The sequence below is a fragment of the Pedobacter sp. 22163 genome (assembly GCF_052045595.1).
Classification (GTDB): Bacteria; Bacteroidota; Bacteroidia; order Sphingobacteriales; family Sphingobacteriaceae; genus Pedobacter.
Genome location: NZ_JBQEPM010000006.1, coordinates 84,437 through 105,351 on the forward strand (window position 1 = coordinate 84,437; position 20,915 = coordinate 105,351).

Genomic DNA, 20,915 nt, shown 5'->3' on the forward strand with positions numbered 1-20,915 from the left:
TTATCGGTGTTTATAAAATAATGACCTGGTTTTTAAAGAGCGATTTTTTATAAAAAACAAAAACGTTCCAACAAAAGTCAGAACGTTTTACACTGATATAAGGATATCTAAAATTTACTTCGGCATTAAAACAGTATCAATAACATGGATTACACCATTTTTTTGGTAAACATCTGCAATGGTTACAGTGCTCATTCCGCCTTTTTCGTCTTTTAGCACTAATTTTTTGCCTTCCATCCAGGCCCAAAGTTTACCACCTTGTACCGTTGTAAGTTCAGCTTTGCCGCCGCCAGCTTTAATTGCTTTTGCAATTGCTTTGCTATCCATTTTACCGGCAACAACATGGTAAGTTAAAATGGTAGTTAGGGTTGCTTTGTTTTCTGGTTTAACAAGATTGTCTACCGTTCCGGCAGGAAGTTTATCAAATGCGGCATTAGTTGGTGCAAAAACAGTGAAGGGGCCAGCACTTTTTAAAGTTTCTACCAAGCCTGCGGCTTTTACTGCTGCAACCAGTGTAGTGTGGTCTTTTGAATTTACGGCATTGTCTACAATATCCTTAGTCGAATACATGGCTGCGCCACCAACCATTGGATTTTTTTGAGCGTAAACCTGAGTAGTGAATGCCATGGTAATTACGGCAAATGCGGATAAGATTAAATTTTTCATTATTTCTAATTTTTAAGTTTCTGTTATTTGGTTCCATTTACGATGGCTTACAGATACTTGGTTTTTAGAAATTAAAAATAATTTTTAATGTGTTGATTTTTAGTGCTTTAATTTTTATTTTTTTGGTTTGTAAAGATACAGTAGTGGTTCTTCGGGCCGACTGGTCCCGTTTTTCGCTTAATCTTTTGGCTATTCTTCGACTACACTCAGAATTATGCCAAAAGGATATCGCTTCAACCGGGTTTAGATCAATTGGGTTCGTCCCTAAGTCGCATCCTTTATAAACTTCGCTGGTCACGCTTAACGCCCAGCACCAAACGCTGCACTAATTCACCTTTGCCGTTCTTACTTTTTTAGAAAAAAGCTTAGGGAAAAAGCGTTTCAATAATACCGCTCTGGTTTCTTTCCCGCCAATATAAACCTCTTCTTTTTTGTTGCTAACAGCTTGCATAATTTGTGTTGCACATTCGGCCGGAGTCATGGCGTTTTCATGTGCATCACCCATCTTATTGAGTGGGTTGCCATCTCCCGTGAGCGCATTATAGGTTACATTTGTCTTAATAAAACCTGGACAGATGATGGTAATATCGATGTTTTTATCGTAAACTTCCGATCGGAGTGAATCGAAATAACCATGTAGGGCATGTTTTGATGCCGCATAAGCAGAGCGGAATTTCGTGCCGAATTTTCCAACAAGGCTACTAATAACAACGATCTGTCCACCACCGTTAGCGATCATTAGAGGCAGCACTGCTTTGCTCAGTACAACTGTTCCCCAGAAATTGGTGTCCATAATCTGTTGTTCTGTTTGCAGGTTGGTTTCGAGTGCCAAACTCCGCTGACTTACGCCGCCGCTATTGATCATTAAATCTATTTTTCCAAAAATACGGATGGCATCGGCAGCTTTGTTTTCCAGCGTAGTTGTTTCGCTTAAATCGAATGGTAAAACATGTACGTTAAAAGAGTTTTGGCAGTTTCCTTTTACACGGAATAGCTCATCGCGATTTCTTCCAGAGATGATCAGTTTATTGCCAGCTTTAAAATATTCATATACCAAGGCCTCTCCAATACCTGATGATGCGCCTGTAATCCATACAATTTTTGACATATTTTTAATTAATTATTGAATGATTGAGTTTTGAATGAGTGAATGTTGTTTAACCCGCTAAATCAGCCATTCTCTAATTCAATCCTTCTCAATTCACTCATTCATCTCCTACTATAAACAATTCCGAAGCAATATAATCAGCAAATAATTTTCCGTTTTGACTTAAACAAATCTTATCTCCGTTAATCAGTAGCCAATCTTTATCCTCGAAATTTTTAAGGTTGTGTTTTGTTTCTGTTAAAAAGTCTTTCCCGAAATCGGTATTTATTTTTTGTAAATCAGTTCCCCACATCGTCCTTAACGAAGTCATGACATATTCGTTAAATCTGTCATTTAAACTCAGTTCTTCAACAATTTCAGGAAGTTTGTTATGGCCTAATGTTTCCATATACAGGGCGTTATTGGCAGGGTTCATATAGCGGTTCTGGCCATTAAAGCCATGGGCTGATGGACCTATACCAATGTAATCTACGCCTTTCCAGTAATTGGTATTGTGCACCGCATAATGGTTTGGTTTGGCAAAATTCGAAATTTCATAGTGTTCAAATCCGGCATCAATCAGTTTGTCCATCAAAATTACGAACTGAGCAGCACTTTGATTATCGTTTACGGGCGCTTGTTTTTTGCTTTTAATGGCATGAGCTAAAGCCGTTCGTGGTTCTACCGTTAGGGCATAGGCCGAAATATGCGGAACCTCAAGCTCAATTGCTTTTTGGATGTTCCTTAACCATTTTTGATCGGTAAGTAAAGGATAGCCATAAATTAAATCGAGGGTTAAGTTTTCAAAACCGGCGTCCTGACTTCTTCTGATACAATCTTCCGCTTCCTGGGCCTGGTGTGCCCGGTTCATCCAGGTCAGATCTTCATCATAAAAAGATTGAATACCCACGCTAAAGCGGTTAACGGGTAACTGTTTCAGTTCTTTTAGTTTCTGAGCGGTTAAATCATCGGGATTGGTTTCAATGGTAATTTCAGCATTTGCATCAACCGAAAAAGTGTGGTTAATGGCATCAAAAATCTTTTGTAAAGCTGCCTGCGATAAAATAGAGGGTGTTCCGCCGCCAAAATAAATGCTTCCAACCTGTCCGCTAATCCGGTCTTTTTTCATTTTGATCTCTTTGCAGATCGCATCAACCATTTCATCAGCATATTTTAAAGAAGTGCTGAAATGAAAATCGCAATAGTGACAAGCCTTTTTACAGAAAGGGATATGAATATAGATACCAGACATTAGTGCAAAGATAGCGAAGTTAATTTTTCTTTATGGTTATAAATAATTGGCAATGGGTTTACAGAAAATTGATGAAAATTGGATAAGTAAAGTAATAACTTAACTTGTTTTTTGTTTTTGTAAAGTAATAGCTTTACTTTTGTGGTGTTAAAGTAAAGCTATTACTTTACTATAAGTGCTATGGGAAAGAAATCATTAATGCTACAACAGCTAAATGGCAAGCTTTTAAGTTTTGCCATTTTAAGCGGGACTGCAATTCCGCCAAGTGGTTGGATTAAAGCAATCCGTAATACACTCGGTATGTCTATGCAACAATTGGCCAATAAATTATCAATAAGCAAACAAGCGGTTTTAGATATCGAAAAAAGAGAGGCAGATGGTTCGATAACTATAAAATCTCTAAGGGAACTAGGTCGGGTTTTAGATATGGAACTGGTTTATGGTTTTGTGCCTAAGGATGGATCGTTGGAGGCCATGATTGAAAAAAAAGCCAATGAACTGGCTACGAAAATTGTACTTCGAACTTCAAACACAATGAAATTAGAAGATCAGGGTAATTCAAAGGAAAGGATCGAAAAAGCGATAAGTGAAAGGACGGAAGAAATTAAAAAGGAAATGCCTAAAATTTTATGGGATTAGATTTAATTTATATTAACGGCCAAACCCCTTTGGAAGAAGATGAAAAAGAGGGTTTGCTCATTTCTACCATTGCCACAAGAGAGGAGCTTGATGAGTTTGAGCAACAAAATATTGAAGAGGCCATAAAATGGTCTATCGGGAAAAAAATTAAATCTGATAAACTGCTTACTGAATCCTTTATTAAAAATGTGCATAAACGTATGTATAAAGATGTTTGGCTTTGGGCAGGAGCTTTTCGTAAAACAAATAAAAATATTGGGGTAGATAGATGGCAGGTTGCTATTGAATTAAAGAATTTGCTGGAGGATGCGTGATTCTGGATTGAAAACAATACCTATTCTCCTGATGAAATCGCTATACGTTTTAAACATCGCATAGTAAGTATTCATTGTTTTTCTAATGGGAACGGAAGACACAGCCGCTTAGTGGCTGATATGATTATTGAAATGATATTTGATAGACCTGTATTTACGTGGGGTGCCGGAAATCTTTCAAAAGAAAGTGAGAATAGAAAACAATATCTAAATGCACTGAAATTGGCAGATTCAGGTAATTATGAAGCGCTTCTTAGGTTTGCCAGATCGTAGCAAGTACAGGGCGCGAGGTAACTTATCCTAAATCCATTTATTTTCTTTAGGTAAACCATGATTATTCGACTACTTTTGCATCCTTAAGTTTTGATTTACAGCATGCCGAAATTTATTTTCTTTTTGTTCGCGTTTGTATGGTCTGCTAATTTTGCAGCAGCACAAGAAATTCCTGTTCAAACAGATAGCGTAGCGGTTAATCAATATCAATATAGAAGATACCGGCCAGATTCTGCAACACTTGCCAGACAGGAATTTTCGACCGATTCGCTCGTTCACCATACCTGGGTGCTTCCTGATAGTTTAATTAACAAGGGGGCTCTGCTCGATACCATCGAAAAGGAATATCTTTTTCCTAAACTCGATCTACTTGCCTGGCAAAAGAAATATCAGCACTTAAAGAAAAAGGCAAATCCCTATCAACTAGGGACAAAAATCCCAAAAGGCAATGTTGGTTTGCTTGGATTTATTTTTGGCATGCTTATCATCTTTGCCATTCTAAAAAATGCTTTTTCGAAACAATTATCGGCAATCGTTCAATCGTTTTTCAGCAACAGGATTTTGAATAATATTAACAAGGAAGATAACCTCTTTAGTTCGTGGCCATTTTTGTTGCTTTTTGTGCAGTTTGGTTTCGTTTTTGGGATGTTCTTTTTTCTGGTAGCGCAGTGGAATGATATGTATCAGGCGAAAGATGGGTTTAAGTTCTTTTTTAGTATATCGATTACTATAATTGTTTTTTATGCCCTCAAGCTGGTCCTGTTGCGCTTTTTGGGATACCTGTTCAATGTGCAGAAACCAGTGGGCGAATACATCTCAATTTTGTACCTCAGTTACTTCAATGCATCCCTACTATTTATTCCTTTAGTAGTTGCTTTCGCCTTATCGCCACTTAAATACGGTGGGGTGTATATCGTGTTGGCATTCTTACTGTTAGGCATTATTTTTGCTTTTCAGCTATTGCGGGCAGGTATAACGATACTTTCTAATAATAAGTTTTCTAGAATGCATTTATTTTTGTACTTTTGCGCCCTCGAAATATGTCCCATCCTAATACTAATTAAAACGATAGGACTGTAGCAGGAAAAAGGAAAATGCAAGAAAAGAACGACTCTAGAATCCGCAAAGTAAAAAGTATTTTGGTTACTTTACCAAAACCTGAAACAGAAAAATCTCCTTACTACGATTTGGCCAAAAAACACAATTTAAAAGTTGATTTTAGGTCCTTTATTCATGTTGAAGGTGTGCCCGCAAGAGACTTTAGAAAGGATAAGATTAACCTGGCCGATTTTACGGCAGTAATTTTTACCAGCCGTAATGCAGCAGATCATTTTTTTAGAATCTGCGAAGAAATGCGTTATGAAGTACCAGCAGAACTGAAATATTTTTGTCTGTCTGAGACTATTGCGTTGTATCTGCAGAAATATATTCAGTATAGGAAGCGTAAAATCTTTTTTGGTAAACAAACAGCCGCAGATTTAGCAGAGGTGCTAAAGAAGCATGCAAATGAGAAGTTTTTATATCCTTGCTCTGATATGGCTACCGAAGACACGATGAAGTTCTTAGAAAAAAGCGGGTATAATTTTACTCCTGCAGTTTTGTTTAGAACTGTAGTGAGCGATCTATCTGATTTAGCTGAAGTATTCTACGATGTCATTGCATTTTTTAGTCCGTCAAGTATCCAGTCGTTGTTTAAGAATTTCCCCGATTTTAAACAGAATAATACACGTATTGCTGCTTTTGGAACTAACACGACTAAGGCTTGTACCGATATGGACCTGATAGTGGATATTGCTGCGCCAACCCCGGGCGTTCCGTCTATGACGATGGCTATTGAGAATTACATCAAAATATCTAATAAATAATACGATAAATAATTTATTTTAAGTCAACATAATAAATGCGTAACTTTACTGTTAATAAGAAAGTTACGCATATTTTTGAGCAAAATATACGGCTGTTGAAGAAGTGTTAATCTAACTTTAATTGTCTTTGAGTGATGATTTAACGTAAAATATTTGCTTTTGTTGATAATTTCAGTGATTTTTGATAAAATTGCTCCTAATCGTGCTGTGCACACTATAAAAAATATGAAGAAAATCTACCTTCTAGCTATTGTAGGTATAACTGTAATGCTAGCAAGCTGTGGTCATGGCGGCCAAGGCGAGCTGGTTGGTGCTTATAACCGAAAATTCAAAAACGATAGAATCCCACTAGGAATGGTTTATGTGCCACCAGGGCATACCCCACTGGGAGGATCGGATGAAGATATTACATTCTCTCAGAACGGGCCAAGTAAAATGGTTACCATTAGCGCGTTCTTCATGGACCAGACCGAGATTTCAAATGCAGAATACCGCCAGTTTACCAACTGGGTACGCGATTCGATTGCAATTGTGATGATGGGCAACCCTCAACAATTTATGGTTACTCCTAAAGGAAACGCCGCAAATGCTGTTGGTGGGGAGAAATACATCGACTGGAGAAAAGTTGGACCAAACGGTGCCAACATTTGGCGCAATAAAGGTAAGGGTGCAGCTGCCGCTCAGGTGAGCCAGTTAGATGGTATGTATTATTCAGGTTTAGATGCGCTTCCAGGGAAAAAAGAATTAGATGTTCGTAAATTCGAATATTCTTATGCCGAATTAAATATGGAAAAAGCTGCTCTAGGGCATAAAGATCCAAACAGCAAACGCCAGGATTATATCGATCGTTATACCGTTGCTATTTATCCTGATACCATGGTATGGAAAACAGACTATTCTTATTCACAAAACGATCCTATGGTACGTGGTTACTACAACCACCCTTCTTATGATGATTATCCTGTAGTTGGTGTAAGTTGGGAACAGGCAAAAGCATTCTCTCATTGGAGAACAAGATTGTACGATGGAGTTGCTACAGCAAGAAAATTGCCCGTAGGATCCAGATCAGATTATAGATTACCAGCTGAAACTGAATTTGAATATGCAGCAAGAGGTGGTAATACCAAAACCAAATACCCTTGGGGAGGCCCTTACATTAGAAATACAAAAGGATGTTTACAGGCTAACTTTAAACCAGGCCGTGGCGATTATTCGAGCGATGGGGGTATTTATACCGTAGGTGTTAGATCGTATTTCCCTAATGATTATGGTTTGTACAACATGGCAGGTAATGTTTCTGAATGGACATTAACTGCGTACAATAAAGGCGCAAGCCCGTTATTGCACGATTTGAACCCGAATTTTACTTATGATGCTGGTGCAACGGACAGTAAATACAAAAAGCGTAAAGTGGTAAAAGGCGGTTCGTGGAAAGATACAGGCTATTTTCTACAAAACGCGGTAGCAACATACGAATATCAGGATACACAAAGATCATATATTGGTTTCAGATGCGTTTCATCTTATCCTGGTACCGATCTAAGACATTAAACCAAACAAACTAAAAACTAAAGAAAAACATCAAAATTTTATGGCAGCAAAGAAACAACCAGGCTGGTTACACGTAGCGATTTCATGGGGAGCAAGTATTGTAATTATCGGAGCGTTATTTAAAATTCTACACATTGGTGGAATTATGGGTAACTATATGATCGGTCTTGGTCTTGGTGTAGAGGCATTTTTATTCTTTTTAACAGGGTTTTTTCCACCAGAGCCAGAACCGGCTTGGGAAAGAGTTTACCCTGAATTAAAAGCAGATTTTAAAGGAGAATTACCAACTGCATCAGCTAGGCCTGTTGCAGCAACAGCATCGAATACAGCAGCTTTGGATAAGATGTTATCAGATGCTAAAATCGGTCCTGAATTGATTGAAAGTTTAGGCTCTGGCTTGCGTACTTTTGGTGATAAGGTAGCAACAATCTCTAATGTTGCAGATGCATCTACGGCAACTAACGAATTTACCGGAAAAATTAAAACAGCTTCAGCAGGTTTCGATAGTTTAAGTGCTTCTTTTGATAAAGCCACGGCTAATTTGAAGGCAATGGGTGAGAGCACTGTAGATTCTCAGGCTTACCATGATCAGGTTAACAATTTGGCTAAAAATTTATCAGCTTTAAATGCGGTATATGAATTAGAATTGCAAGATTCTAGTGCGCATCTAAAATCGATGAATAAATTCTATTCAAACTTATCGTTAACCATGCAGAACTTTAACGAATCGATGGAAGATTCGAAACAGTTTAAAGAAGAGGTGAATAAGTTGGCTAAAAACCTATCGTCGCTTAATGCAATTTATGGCAATATGTTATCGGCTATGAACGGCCCACGTGTATAATTTGTTTAGTTTTTAATTTTTAAAGGAAAAGCTACATCAAACATGGCAGGCGGAAAAGAAACAACAAGGCAGCGGATGATCAATATCATGTATTTGGTATTGTTGGCTATGCTCGCCTTAAACGTATCAGATACCATTTTAGATGCATTCAAAAATATCAATGATAGTTTGGATACTTCTAAAAACAATGTAAATACAAGTATTAATCAGTTATTTTCTGCCTTCGAAAATTCGAAGTTGAAAGAAGAGCCAGCCCGTGCACAGCCAATTTACGATAAGGCAAAACAGGCACAGAAGGCTGCTGATGATTTGAATAATTATATTGAAAGCATTAAAAAAGAATTTACCCAGGCAGGTGATGGAATTGATCCGGAAACTGACGATTTGGTAAATAGGTCAAATCAGGATATTGCACAGAATATCATGATCAATCAAAAGAAAGCAGATGAGTTGAAAAATAGAATTAACGCCACACGCGAAAAACTGATCTCTTTGCTAGACCCGGCTGATAGAGCGAATGTTTCATTCTCTCTCGAAGCTAAAGATCCTGCAAGAAAAAGAAAAGGAAACTGGCAGGAAACTTACTTTGGTGAGGGAACGCCATTAACTGCTGCAATGACGATATTAACCAAACTGCAAACAGATACAAAAAATGCTGAAGCGGAAGTAGTTAAAAAATTGTTCGGAAATATGGATAAGGCACAGGTTAATCTGGATCAGTTTGCAGCAGTTGCAGTAGCACCTACTTCTTACGTAATTCAAGGTCAGCCATATACTGCTGAGGTATTTTTAACCGCCAGCGATTCGAGATCAACTCCTGATATTACCGTTAATGGAAGTAAGTTATCTGTTAAAGATGGTAAGGGAACTTATAGCGGTGGTACAAGTAGTGTTGGCCAGTTTACATGGGTTGGTACGGTTCGTGTTCGCCAAACCGATGGTCAGGTAAAAGAATATAAAACTCAACCACAAACTTATCAGGTAGCGAAACCATCAGCATCTGTTTCTTCAACCAAATTGAATGTAATTTATGCAGGTATTGCCAATCCATTTACGGTATCGGCGGCAGGTTTCCCTCTAGAAAGTGTTCGTGCTTCCATTTCAGGAGGTTCAATGTCTGGTGCTAACGGAAACTATAATGTTAACGTTCCGGGAAGCATGGTTGGTCAGGAAGTATCCATTAATGTATCTGCAAATAATGCTGGTAAAACGGTCAGCTTAGGCTCACAAAAATTCAGGGTTAAAGCTATCCCTGCTCCGGTGGCTAAGGTTGGTGGCCGCGCTGGAGGTGATGTAGCTTCGGTACAATTAAAAAGCGAAACTGAAATTGAAGCAGATCTGGATGATTTTCCTTTCGATGTTAAGTTTAAAATACAACGTTATAAGTTAACAATTATCAAACCTCGTTCTGATGCTGTTACCATTGCAGGTAGTGGTGGAAGTTTCGCAGGCGCAGTTAAGGGTGCAATAAACTCAATTACGCCTGGTACAAGAGTGTTTTTTGAAGATATTGTTTCTGTAGGGCCAGATGGCCGTCAAAGAATTTTGCCTTCATTAGCGTTTAGTGTAAAATAAGAAGAAGATGAAAAGGATTTTAAGTATTGCTATTTTAGTTTTGTTAACCTCGTTTGCTTTTGCACAAAAAAAGCCAACCAAGTTAGTGCCAAAGAAAGCTGCACCAGTAGTTGCCGCACCCCCTGCGGCAGATACAGTGAAAGCCCCTGTTAAAACAGCTAAAAAGAAACTTAAGGTACCACCTAAAGATGGTTTCTATGCCCGTAAGGACATTGATAGTACTGAAATGGTTCCTTTGGCAGATGTGAGAGAAGAGGATGTTTTTTACGCAAAACGGATCTGGAGAGAAATTGACTTACGCGATACAATTAACTCAGCTTTAAAATCGCCTAAATCTCGACTAATTGATGTATTGATTGCTGCAATTAAGAAAGACGAATTAACGGCGTACTCGCCAATTGATAGTGCGTTGAACGAAGATGATGCTTTTCTTAACCCAATGTCGGCAGATTCTGCATCCAAATCGGCTTTAGGAACAGCAGAGGTTTCGAACAATAAAACCGGAACGGTTACTACCGTGGTTAATGATTTTAACCCTGAGTTATTCTTGAAATTCAGAATTAAAGAAGACTGGATTTTCGATACCAAACGTTCTGTTTTCGAACCGCGTATTGTAGGTATTGCACCATTAAAATACAATGAAGTTTCTAAACAATGGCAGCCAGTATTTTGGGTGTATTATCCAGAAGCTAGAGAGATTTTAACGAAGAAACGTTTGATTAATACCAATAACGATGCTTCTTCATTGAGTTTCGATGATTTCTTTATCCGCCGCTTATTCAGTAGCTATATTGTAAAAGAGTCAAATCCTGGCGACAATAAGATCAGAGATATTATTACCGATCCTAGAGAAAGGTTGTACGAATCAGAAAGGATTAAAAAATCTGTTCTTGATTACGAACAAGGTCTTTGGGAATACTAACCTTATTAAAAGGCTTCGATAATAAATCGGGGCCTTTTTTGCTATATTGTCATTTCGACCGTAATGTTCCAAAAGAGTTCCTTCAGAGGCGAAATCTTAACCCTCTTTAATGAAACTCAAGGATTAAAAGCGCTATTGCTGGTTAAAATAGGCCTGAAGGGTAATCATCTGTTTTTTGTTGAGTACCTCTGCCAGTTCCTTTTCGGTGGCCTCCTTAATTTTTTTAACCGATTTAAAATGGGTTAGCAGTTTATCTGCGGTAGTTTTGCCGATACCTTCAATCTGCTCCAGTTCTGTTTTAAGTGTCCCTTGATCGCGTTTCTTGCGGTGGAAGGTAATTCCAAAGCGGTGGGCCTCATCACGTAACTGTTGGATCACTTTTAAGGTTTCCGATTTTTTATCCAGATACAATGGATATGAATCGCCTGGATAGAATAGTTCTTCCAAACGTTTGGCAATACCAATTACGGTAACTTTGTTTTCTATGCCCAATAACTTTAAACTCTTCAGGGCCGACGAAAGCTGCCCCTTACCGCCATCAATGATGATGAGCTGAGGCAAAGTCTGGTTTTCATCCAGCATCCTCCTGTAACGGCGGAAAACAGCTTCTTCCATGGTCGCAAAATCGTTAGGACCCTCTACCGTTTTCACATTAAAATGGCGGTAGTCTTTTTTCGATGGTTTAGCGTCTTTAAAAACAACTATTGCCGAAACCGGATATTTACCCTGAAAGTTTGAGTTATCAAAACATTCTATGTGTTTTGGAAGCTGAGTTAAACGCAGATCTTTCTGCATCGTAGATAAAATACGATCGGTGCGTAAATCGGGATTTAATTTTTCGTATTGATTAAGTTTCTCTTTTTTGAAGAACAAAACATTCTTTTGCGAAAGCTCCAGGAGTTTTTTCTTCTCGCCGAGCTTAGGTACAGTAAACTTTAAACTTTCATCCTCTAACGAAGGCTCAAAAGGAACAATAATCTCTTTGGAGGTGCTGCTGAACTTCGTTCTGAACTCTAACATGGCCAATGTTAAAATCTCATCGTCACTCTCGTCCAATTGCTTTTTAACCTCAATGGTCTGCGTCTGGATAATCGTTCCGTTCATCACCTTCAGGTAATTTACAAAAGCATAACGTTCGTCCGATGCAATACTCACCACATCAACATTGGTAATGGCGCTATTTACCACAGTAGATTTACTCTGGTATTTCTCCAGTACTTCTAATCTCCTTGCGTATTGATGCGCCAGTTCGAAGTTCAGGTTTTCTGATGCCGATTTGATAATTCCTTTAACATCCCGGATTACATTCCCGATTTTGCCATTCAGAATCTCTTTAATCTCAGCTATATTTTTATCGTAATCCGTTTCGGTCTGGTAATTCTGACAAGGACCTTTACAGTTGCCAATTTGATATTCCAGGCAAACTTTAAATTTCCCTTCGGCTATATTTTTTTCCGTTAAAGGTAAGCTGCAGGTACGAAGGGGGTAGGTTTCTTTAATCAGATCCAAAATAGTATGCATCATGCCTATCGAACCATACGGGCCAAAATAGGTAGAACCATCTTTTATCACTTTCCTTGTCCAGTAAATCCGCGGATAGTTTTCATTTTTAACAATTATCCATGGATAGGTTTTGTCGTCCTTTAGGTTGATGTTAAATTTTGGCTGATGTTTTTTAATTAAGCTATTTTCGAGTAACCAGGCATCAATCTCGGTATCAACAATGGTAAATGTAATTTTGCGGATTTTGGAAACGAGTACCCTTGTTTTGCCATTAAACTGATTCCTATCGCTATTAAAATAAGAACCTACACGGTTGCGCAGGTCTTTTGCCTTTCCAATATACATGAGCTTTCCATCAGCGTCCCAATATTGGTAAACACCTGGTTTATGTGGAATAGCTGTTAATGCTGTTTTATGGTCGAAACTGCTCATGAGGGATTAATGGAGCAAAATTAAGGTGATTTTAATAGAGCGTAATATTAGGCATAAAATCGAAGTCTTTTTTGTTGTAAGTAAACAGTTCTATTTCGTTAACAATTGCGGTTGCCCCAATAATTGCATCTGGAATTTGAAGATAATGACTTAACTTAAAACCTTCGATAAGTTCTATAGATTTCTGCGATATATGGCTATCAAAATGAATAATGTCGTAATACTTAATTTTTTTCTTCATGTGTGCTAGCTCAGCTTTATTTCCCATGCCTTGCAATAGCTCCATCGTTGTAATTGATGAAAGTACAATATTTGCAAAGCCTATTTCCTCCAAAGCTTCGATGGTAGTCGTATTGCCATTAAATGCATGAATTAGAATATTAGTATCGCACAAAACCATAACTGTTATTTACGATCCCAGGCTTTAGTTCTTATGTCTTCTATATTTTTTGGTGCATCTTTCCAAATGCCAAAAAGATCTTTTGGATTGATTGTTTTGTTCCCTTTCAAGATATTAGGCTTAGCCTCATTCTTAGGAGAAATAATTTTAATACTCTCTAATTTCATGGTTTGAAATAAAGAAAGGAGTTTTTTCATCTCATCAAAATCTGCTATTTCCAGTGTAACTCTCATATATTTCAATTTTCTATTACAAATTTAATGTTTATCTCCTAAAATTTAGTGAAAACTTTTGGTCGTAAATAGTGTCTAAAAACCAAGTTTTTCATCCAATTCGGTTGCACCTTCTTCCTGTTGTTGGTATTGGTTACAATCAAAAGTAATGGAAACCCCAGATTTTGGCGCCTCAAAATCAGCATGGCTAATTTTTAAGGCAGGATTGGCATATACCCTCTTTATAAATCCTGCAAAAATAGGCAAAGCTGTATTGGCACCTTCACCCTGGTTGGTACTGATAAAGTGGAATGCCCTATCTTCGCAGCCAGTCCAGATACCTGTTACCAGTTGAGGAGTAATGGCCATAAACCAACCATCTGAGTTGTTTTGAGTAGTACCCGTTTTAGCCCCGATAGGTGCGTTAACTTTGTATTTATAATTCAGCCTCGATCCCGTTCCGTTGGTAACCACACCTTTCAACATTCTGGTCATTACATAGGCAACCTCTTCACTCATTATCGGTTTTGGGATTTCCTTTTGAGAAAATAACACCACACCATTTTTATCTTCAATTCTTAGTAAATAAATCGGCTTGGTATAGGTTCCCTTGTTTGCGAATGCACCATAGGCGCCAACCATATTAAAAATTGATGAATCGAACGTCCCCAAACAAATAGATGGAAATGCCGGAACATTGGGAATGCCCATTTTGGTCGCCAAGGTAGATACCGCAACCGGACCAACCTGTTTCATTAAATAAGCGGTTACAAAGTTTTGTGAATAGGCCAATGCCTTCTGCAAAGTAATATTGCCCGGTAAAGGTTTGCCTGAGTTTCTTGGCGTCCATGGTTCTCCATAGCCATCTATTGTTACCGGTACATTTGGTACGGTGTAACATGGGGAATAACCATTTTCAATAGCTACGGCGTAAGTAAATGGTTTTGCGGTTGAACCCACTTGTCTGGTCCCCATTTTAACCTGATCGTATTTAAAATGCTCATAATTAATCCCCCCAACCCATGCTTTTACATGGCCATTGGTCGGATCCATGGTCATCATGGCATTACGCAACAACATTTTGTAGTAACGAACGGAGTCAATCGGTTTCATCACCGTATCAACATTTCCTTTCCAGGTAAAGATGGTCATTTCTGTTTTAGTGTTAAAATCATCTTTAATTTCATCGTCTGATTTACCTTCCAGTTTTAACGATTTATAACGGTCTGATCTTTTAATACCCTGTTCAATCTGTAAAGCTTTATCCTTAAAAGGGTTTCTGCCTTTCCAGCTGGCGATAAACTGCGCCTGTAAGATCTTCATGTATTCTTTTTGTGCCTCTTCGGCATATACCTGCATATCATAATTCAATGTGGTATAAATTTTCAAACCATCGCGGTCCAAATCGTAAGGTGTGCCATCAGGTTTGGTAATCGACTGCTCCTGAAAAATGTTTTTGATATCATTTTTTAATACCGAACGGAAATATGGTGCAATACCATCGTTAACGGTTGCCGCATTAAAATGCAGGTTTAAAGGTTTCTCTTTTTGTTCGTCAAATTCCTGCTGAGTTAGAAGCTCAGATTTAACCATCATGGCCATTACGGTATTTCTGCGGTCTCTTGATCTTTCAGGGTGACGGGTTGGCGAGTACATGGTTATCCCTTTTTGCATCCCTACAAGCGTTGCAGCCTCTGTTAAAGTAAGTTTATCAGGGGTTGTATTGAAATAAACCCTGGCTGCCGATTTTATGCCATAAGCCTGGTTACCAAAATCAACCGTGTTTAAATACATGGTAATAATTTCCTCCTTGGTATAGTTGCGTTCTAATTTAACAGCAACAATCCACTCTTTAAACTTGGTTAACACGAGGGAGAAAAAATTTAGGTTCGATTCTCTTGGAAAAAGATTTTTAGCCAATTGCTGTGTAATGGTACTTGCTCCTTGTTTTTTGCCGATTAAATTATAACCGATAATGGTGAAGGTACGTTTAAAATCTATGCCCGAGTGTTCTTTAAAGCGGGTATCTTCTGTGGCAATTAGCCCATTGATTACGTTTTCCGAAATATCTTTATAAGTAACATTCGACCTATTCTGAACAAAATAGGTGCCTAATGGCCGGCCATCCTCGGCAATAATTTCTGAAGCCTGATTACTTTTTGGGTGTTCAATATCCCTGAAAGAGGGCAGCGCACCAAAAAGGCCCAACCCGATCATCGAAATGAAAATGGCAAACAGGGCTATTCCCCCAATCAGTATTTTCCAGATGACTAAACTATATCTTTTTGTTTCTTGTGCAGAAAGGGACTTATTCATTTTGTGTTGTTATTTTCCAATCATCTCCAGAATAGAAGATTTGGATGCAAATTTATTAATTTTTTATAGAATCGATTTTTAGCCTCAAGCTTAAAATATTCTACACTTATTTGTAATTGTCTTTTAAAAACTCCAGATACTCGTTAATCCGCGATCGGTCTGTTAGCTTTTCGAAGTTTTCTTTGCTGATGATAAAGCCCTTATATAGGTTGGCCGGAACTTTCATAATGTTCTTTAACTGGCCTGTAATGCTTGATTCGTAAATTTTTACGTCTTCAAGATCGATAAAACTCGTAATGTAAATCAGCTGATCGTTATCTAACTCTACCAATTTATGTTCCAAATCATTATCGGGGTAATTACCACGGTTAAACTGGCCTATTCCGAAACGCGATGAACTTAAGGTTAAAGTTGCGTCGGCAACGTCGATCACATAATAGTACTCTTCTGATTTAGCTGCGCTAAAAATGCTGGCCGGTTTTGTCGGATCTGCTGGTTTAACCTCAGCAGGTTTAGATACAGTGGCGGGCTCTGCTGTTTTAACAGCGGCATTATCAGTTACTAAAGGTTTTGTTGGTACGGCAATTGGCGTAGCCTGACTCACAAAACGTGGCGCATTAGCATCAAAATCGACAAGGGCCAGCGGTCTTTGTTTAAATTCCTCGAGGTTCGCTTCAATATATTTTAAATGATCGCGCACCAATGGCGTAATAATTTTATCATTTGGATAAAGCGTGGTAATCAGGTTGAATTCGGTAAGCAGGGGATCAACCTTTGCAGTGCGGCCGATGGCAATTGCTTTTAAATAGGCATACTGTGGTGCTAAATCATTGTTAGGGAAAGCTGTAATGTTATCATCCGCCTGTTTTACCACGTTTGCATAATCTTTTTTCGCATAAGCATCAAAGGCCACATTATAATTGTTAATGGCGATGTTTTCCATCTCCGTTTGTTTGGCCGAGTACGATGGATCTAAGATATTCTTCGCAAAATTAGATTCAGGAAACTTGGTAAGCACCAATTGTTTGTACTGATCTGATTTTACTTCATCAACACCCTTGTAATTTAGATGTAAACTGTAGTAAATGGCAACTAAATGGTTATTATCCGGATATCTTTTAATCAGTTCCAGGTAAATCTTATTTGCTTCAGCTTTGTCGTTTAGCTCTTGTTGATAGAAGCTGGCAATTTCGAAATAAGCATCAATGATTTTTTGATCGGAGGTCGCCAATAGTGCCGGAGTGGTTGGCAAACCATCCAAAAACTGTTTTTCTAATGTGGTTTGGTCTACAGCCGTTTGATTCGTTTCTCCATTTGCAGGTGTTATTCCAGTAGCTACATTTCCTCCTGCCAAAACCTGATTGGTTTCCTGGGCAGAAGACCGGGTGCTTTGTCTCCAGTTATCTTCCAGCTGCCTGTTGCCCCAGCGTTTTTTGAAATCGCCAAAGCCATTGCTTATTGCTGCATTATTGTTAAAATAAAAGGTATTTCCCGCAGTATTGTTCGAGGCATTTAACGATCGATTAGGGAAATCAGGATCATTTAAATATTGATTACTGATTACCCCTCCGGTATTGCTTACTTCAACTTTAGGTGTTAGATAGGCTTTAACCTTAGCCTCGCGCTCGCCTGCAGGAAGTTTAGCAATGGCCTGGGCGGTATCTTCTTTGGCAATAATGGTATACCTATCTGTTAAATATTTCAGGTTATCGGCCTTTTTAACAATGTTGTCGTAATCAGGAAAGTTTTTAGGTAAAATCATCACCGTACTATCGTAATACAGTTTTGCTTTAATGTAGTTGTTAAACTCTTTAAAGTTTAAGTCGGCAATCCTTAAATAGGATAATGCCTTTTGAGTTTGGTTCCTGGTGCTTTTTGCAACTGATTTGTGGTAGTTTTCTTCAGCTTTTACAAAGTTTCCTTCTGAAGAGAAAAGTTCCCCAACCTGATAATAAATCTGATCAGTATAATCGAAGTTTTTATCGTCTTTTAACAAAGCAAGCAGCTGTTCTTCTTTATTTAGCTTAACGCCGCTTAATAATGCTTTTAATTTAATGCGGTTTAAATTGGCATGAAAATACATTTCAAATGGAGCATTGCTTTTTTCCACCTTGGTAAAATTGGCATAAGCATCCTGAAGATTTTTTTCTTTCTCCTGCAGTTGAGCAAGGATAAAGCGCCAACGTATACGCAGCTGTTTTTCGGCCGGAAGGGCAATTGCCGATTCTAAAAAAAGAATAGCTTCTTTATTGCGTTTTTGATAAATACGCATCTGAGCGGCAGTAGCTAAAGGCTCTGCCAGATCTTTTTTTAACTCATCAGAAGCACGCAACATGGTATCAAGAATTTTATCGGCCAGTACCATATTGTTCAGTTGCATTTGGCTACGCGCTTTCCAGTTCATCGCCATAATGAATGTTTTTAAATCGTTATTATAGGTTTTTGCCGTATAATCGAAATATTCTGATGCGATAAAATAATTGCCTTTTAAATAATTTGCTTTACCCAAAAGCATATAGGCATCATCAATATAATTACTAAAACTTTTATCGTTTATAACGGTTTGTCCTTTTGTAATTACTTCATCGAGCTGTTTATTGGCTACCCCTGGTGTAAGCACCAGGTTTACCTGCGGCTCTGGATCGAGGTAAACAGGAAGGGTTTTTTCATAATTATCGGCATAACTTTGTAATAGGCTCTCATTGTACTCAGTTAGTAAAACATTGGAGTTGTAGATATAGTTATACCTTGCCGTTAAGTTTTGAAACCTGCGATCTACTGCTGTATCTTTATTTGCGACACAGCCATAAATAAGGAGGACACTTATAAGGATGAAGAAGGGATTTAAGTTTTTGTTAGCGTAATTTTTCAAGTATGATAAATCTCTTAGGTGGATATACAATAAACAATATATGTAGAAAAATATTTTATTTGGCAACAAATTTTAATTATCCAAAGTTAATTTAATTATTGCATTAAAAAATGGAAAATCCGAAAGAAGAAGATACAAAGAAAAAGGTAAATGCAGCCGCCAAATATTCGGCCATTGGCTTCCAGATGATTGCTACCATTGGCCTGCTTACTTTTATCGGCTACAAGATTGACGAGCACAGAAACAGTAAAACCAACTTAATTACTGCTGCTTTTGCTCTGGCAGGGGTGGGAATTGCGCTTTATCAAGCCATCAGGCAGGCGACTAAGCCGTAAGTTTCAGTTGGCGGTTTCCAGTTGGCAGTTAGCGATTTTCAGTTCCGATCAACAGTTAATATAATGCAATTTAGATTGGAAGTTTTGTTTAACTGATAAACAATTACGTAATGAAACAATTAGCTGTTTGCTTCAACTAACCTATTAATCAATTTAAACAGTTAACCAACCTTCATAATAATTATCTCCCACACTAGTTACTTGATACTAAAAACCTTATCTTTGCAAAAGTTTTTATCTGCTAAGAAATTATACATTGACTCTAGCCAAATTTACAAGTATCTATTTCATTTTCGTAGGCCTTTTAATAGGCGTAATTGCCGTTTTACCTGTCGTATTTCCTGATAAACAATTGTTTGTAAATAACTTTTGGGTGATGTTTGGCTTTTTGGCCGGTATAACTTACGTGGCCTATATGCTTGTTGATATCGGTGTAAAACGTGATCCTGAAGTAGGTGTAATGGCTATTATGGGATCAATTGCGGTGAAGATGATTTTTTGTATGGCTTTTGTGTTGATTTACAGTATAAAAGCGAAGGGAATTGGGCTTGTGTTTCTGCTTAATTTTTTTTCTTTATATTTATTGTTTACGGCCTTTGAAATTTACTGTTTGTTACGTAACTTGCGCCACCAAAATTTAAAGTAAAAAACTGCCAATAAATGGATTGTAACCAAGTTTTTGTGTCGAAAGTTAAAAGACTAATTGTTGTTTTTACGCTTTTAATCGCGTTTTTATCTATCAAAATTGATACTTTCGCCCAGGTTGATAGCGCTGTTGTTCCTGTTGATAGTGTTGTAGCCGAATCTGCTCATGCAGTTTCTGGTGAGCATGGCGCTGCTAAACATGGTGAAGAAAAATTCGAGCCAACTAAAGTGATCATGGAGCACATTGCCGATTCACATGTATGGCATCTTTGGGGGCACACTTCATTGCCTCTACCAGTAATTTTGTACACTGCCAATGGTTTGGAGGTTTTTTCTTCAGCTCATTTCCATCATGGAGAAGAAGATTATCAAGGGAAATACAATAAATACCGTTTGGTAACAGGTTTAAAACAAAGCATGTCGAAAGATATGTTTAATAAAAATATTAAAGTTGTTGGCGCAGATGGTCAGATTGATGAAAATGCATCTGATACAGTAATTGATTTCTCTATTACCAAAAATATTGCTGCAATGTTTGTAGCTATCCTGGTAATCGTAATTGTGTTTGCTGCTGTGGCAAGTGCTTATAAAAAACGTGTAGGTAAAGCACCAAAGGGTTTGCAGTCTTTCTTTGAGCCGATCATTATTTTTGTAAGAGATGATATTGCCAAGCCGAACATTGGCCATAAATATGCTAAGTTTATGCCTTATTTATTGACCACATTTTTCTTCATCTTATTTAACAATTTATTAGGTTTAGTGCCGATTTTTCCAGGTGGTGCAAATGTTACTGGTAATATTGCCTTAACGTTTGTTATGGCTTTGGGTACTATGCTTATCGTAAACCTAAATGGTAATAAGTATTACTGGAAACACATCTTTTTGCCTGATGTTCCATTTTGGTTGTGGCCTTTAATGGTTGTTGTTGAGGTTATCGGTATCATTTCTAAGCCATTCGCTTTAATGGTTCGTTTGTTCGCAAACATTACAGCTGGTCACATTATCGTATTAAGTTTAATATCCTTAATTTTTATTTTCGAAACATTGGCTATTGCTCCGGTTTCAGTTGCATTCGTTTTATTTATGGATGTACTGGAATTACTGGTAGCGTTTTTACAAGCCTTTATTTTTACATTATTAACTGCCTTGTTTATTGGTATGGCAGTAGAAGAGCATCATTAATAGAAAACTATTTTTTACAAATTAATATAA

The 20,915-nt window shown here is 37.8% G+C and carries 20 protein-coding genes; 12 read left to right on the top strand and 8 right to left on the bottom strand.

Annotation, left to right across the window (positions count from 1 at the left end):
• Positions 1–114: 114 nt before the first annotated feature.
• From ACTJKN_RS16420 to hemW, 3 genes are all read right to left on the bottom strand, one after another.
• A complete protein-coding gene (locus tag ACTJKN_RS16420; protein ID WP_230144413.1) occupies positions 115–666 on the bottom strand; it encodes a fasciclin domain-containing protein in 552 nt (183 codons plus the stop codon).
• 325 nt (positions 667–991) lie between these two features.
• Positions 992–1,774 carry an SDR family oxidoreductase gene (locus tag ACTJKN_RS16425; protein WP_440826677.1) on the bottom strand — a complete coding sequence of 261 codons (783 nt, stop codon included), beginning with the start codon at positions 1,772–1,774 and terminating at the stop codon, positions 992–994.
• A 97-nt stretch (positions 1,775–1,871) separates the two neighbouring features.
• The gene (gene hemW, locus ACTJKN_RS16430) at positions 1,872–3,005 is read right to left on the bottom strand and encodes a radical SAM family heme chaperone HemW (protein WP_440826679.1); all 1,134 of its coding nucleotides are present in this window, start codon (positions 3,003–3,005) and stop codon (positions 1,872–1,874) included.
• A 180-nt stretch (positions 3,006–3,185) separates the two neighbouring features.
• Here hemW and ACTJKN_RS16435 point away from each other — a divergent pair, with 180 nt between their 5' ends.
• The 9 genes from ACTJKN_RS16435 to gldN all read left to right on the top strand — a co-directional run bounded on the left by ACTJKN_RS16435 (position 3,186) and on the right by gldN (position 10,988).
• Complete coding sequence (locus tag ACTJKN_RS16435; RefSeq protein WP_440826680.1) at positions 3,186–3,644, top strand: mobile mystery protein A; 459 nt, start codon at positions 3,186–3,188, stop codon at positions 3,642–3,644.
• Positions 3,635–3,958 (top strand): hypothetical protein, encoded by a 324-nt coding sequence (locus ACTJKN_RS16440; RefSeq protein ID WP_440826682.1) that lies wholly within the window; start codon positions 3,635–3,637, stop codon positions 3,956–3,958. Before ACTJKN_RS16435 ends, ACTJKN_RS16440 begins: the two co-directional genes overlap by 10 nt.
• A 6-nt stretch (positions 3,959–3,964) precedes the next feature.
• Positions 3,965–4,231, top strand: a complete 267-nt coding sequence (locus tag ACTJKN_RS16445) for a Fic family protein (protein ID WP_440827160.1) — start codon at positions 3,965–3,967, stop codon at positions 4,229–4,231.
• A 102-nt stretch (positions 4,232–4,333) separates the two neighbouring features.
• The gene (locus tag ACTJKN_RS16450) at positions 4,334–5,311 is read left to right on the top strand and encodes a DUF4271 domain-containing protein (protein ID WP_440826684.1); all 978 of its coding nucleotides are present in this window, start codon (positions 4,334–4,336) and stop codon (positions 5,309–5,311) included.
• 14 nt (positions 5,312–5,325) lie between these two features.
• Positions 5,326–6,096: a uroporphyrinogen-III synthase gene (locus tag ACTJKN_RS16455; RefSeq protein WP_440826685.1), complete on the top strand. Its 771-nt coding sequence runs from the start codon at positions 5,326–5,328 to the stop codon at positions 6,094–6,096.
• Positions 6,097–6,321: 225 nt separating this feature from the next.
• Positions 6,322–7,647: an SUMF1/EgtB/PvdO family nonheme iron enzyme gene (locus ACTJKN_RS16460; RefSeq protein ID WP_057931913.1), complete on the top strand. Its 1,326-nt coding sequence runs from the start codon at positions 6,322–6,324 to the stop codon at positions 7,645–7,647.
• Between the two features lie 40 nt (positions 7,648–7,687).
• A complete protein-coding gene (gene gldL, locus ACTJKN_RS16465) occupies positions 7,688–8,491 on the top strand; it encodes a gliding motility protein GldL (RefSeq protein WP_440826686.1) in 804 nt (267 codons plus the stop codon).
• A gap of 42 nt (positions 8,492–8,533) precedes the next feature.
• Entirely contained in the window at positions 8,534–10,066 is a 1,533-nt protein-coding gene (gene gldM, locus ACTJKN_RS16470; protein ID WP_440826688.1) for a gliding motility protein GldM, read from the top strand.
• A gap of 7 nt (positions 10,067–10,073) precedes the next feature.
• A complete protein-coding gene (gene gldN, locus ACTJKN_RS16475) occupies positions 10,074–10,988 on the top strand; it encodes a gliding motility protein GldN (protein ID WP_440826690.1) in 915 nt (304 codons plus the stop codon).
• A gap of 132 nt (positions 10,989–11,120) precedes the next feature.
• Here the strand turns inward: gldN and uvrC are convergent, their stop codons facing one another.
• The 5 genes from uvrC to ACTJKN_RS16500 all read right to left on the bottom strand — a co-directional run bounded on the left by uvrC (position 11,121) and on the right by ACTJKN_RS16500 (position 18,723).
• Positions 11,121–12,923: an excinuclease ABC subunit UvrC gene (gene uvrC, locus ACTJKN_RS16480; protein ID WP_440826692.1), complete on the bottom strand. Its 1,803-nt coding sequence runs from the start codon at positions 12,921–12,923 to the stop codon at positions 11,121–11,123.
• 31 nt (positions 12,924–12,954) lie between these two features.
• Entirely contained in the window at positions 12,955–13,317 is a 363-nt protein-coding gene (locus ACTJKN_RS16485; RefSeq protein ID WP_440826694.1) for a type II toxin-antitoxin system VapC family toxin, read from the bottom strand.
• Between the two features lie 11 nt (positions 13,318–13,328).
• Positions 13,329–13,556, bottom strand: coding sequence for a hypothetical protein (locus ACTJKN_RS16490; protein ID WP_440826696.1), 228 nt, complete (start codon positions 13,554–13,556; stop codon positions 13,329–13,331).
• Positions 13,557–13,631: 75 nt separating this feature from the next.
• Complete coding sequence (locus ACTJKN_RS16495) at positions 13,632–15,851, bottom strand: transglycosylase domain-containing protein (protein ID WP_440826698.1); 2,220 nt, start codon at positions 15,849–15,851, stop codon at positions 13,632–13,634.
• Between the two features lie 106 nt (positions 15,852–15,957).
• Complete coding sequence (locus ACTJKN_RS16500; protein WP_440826699.1) at positions 15,958–18,723, bottom strand: tetratricopeptide repeat protein; 2,766 nt, start codon at positions 18,721–18,723, stop codon at positions 15,958–15,960.
• A 110-nt stretch (positions 18,724–18,833) separates the two neighbouring features.
• On the opposite strand from ACTJKN_RS16500, the gene ACTJKN_RS16505 reads away from it, so the two are divergent.
• From ACTJKN_RS16505 to atpB, 3 genes are all read left to right on the top strand, one after another.
• Complete coding sequence (locus ACTJKN_RS16505; protein ID WP_029279573.1) at positions 18,834–19,058, top strand: AtpZ/AtpI family protein; 225 nt, start codon at positions 18,834–18,836, stop codon at positions 19,056–19,058.
• Positions 19,059–19,314: 256 nt separating this feature from the next.
• Positions 19,315–19,704, top strand: coding sequence for a hypothetical protein (locus tag ACTJKN_RS16510; protein ID WP_440826701.1), 390 nt, complete (start codon positions 19,315–19,317; stop codon positions 19,702–19,704).
• A 14-nt stretch (positions 19,705–19,718) separates the two neighbouring features.
• A complete protein-coding gene (gene atpB, locus ACTJKN_RS16515; RefSeq protein ID WP_440826703.1) occupies positions 19,719–20,885 on the top strand; it encodes a F0F1 ATP synthase subunit A in 1,167 nt (388 codons plus the stop codon).
• Positions 20,886–20,915 lie beyond the last annotated feature (30 nt).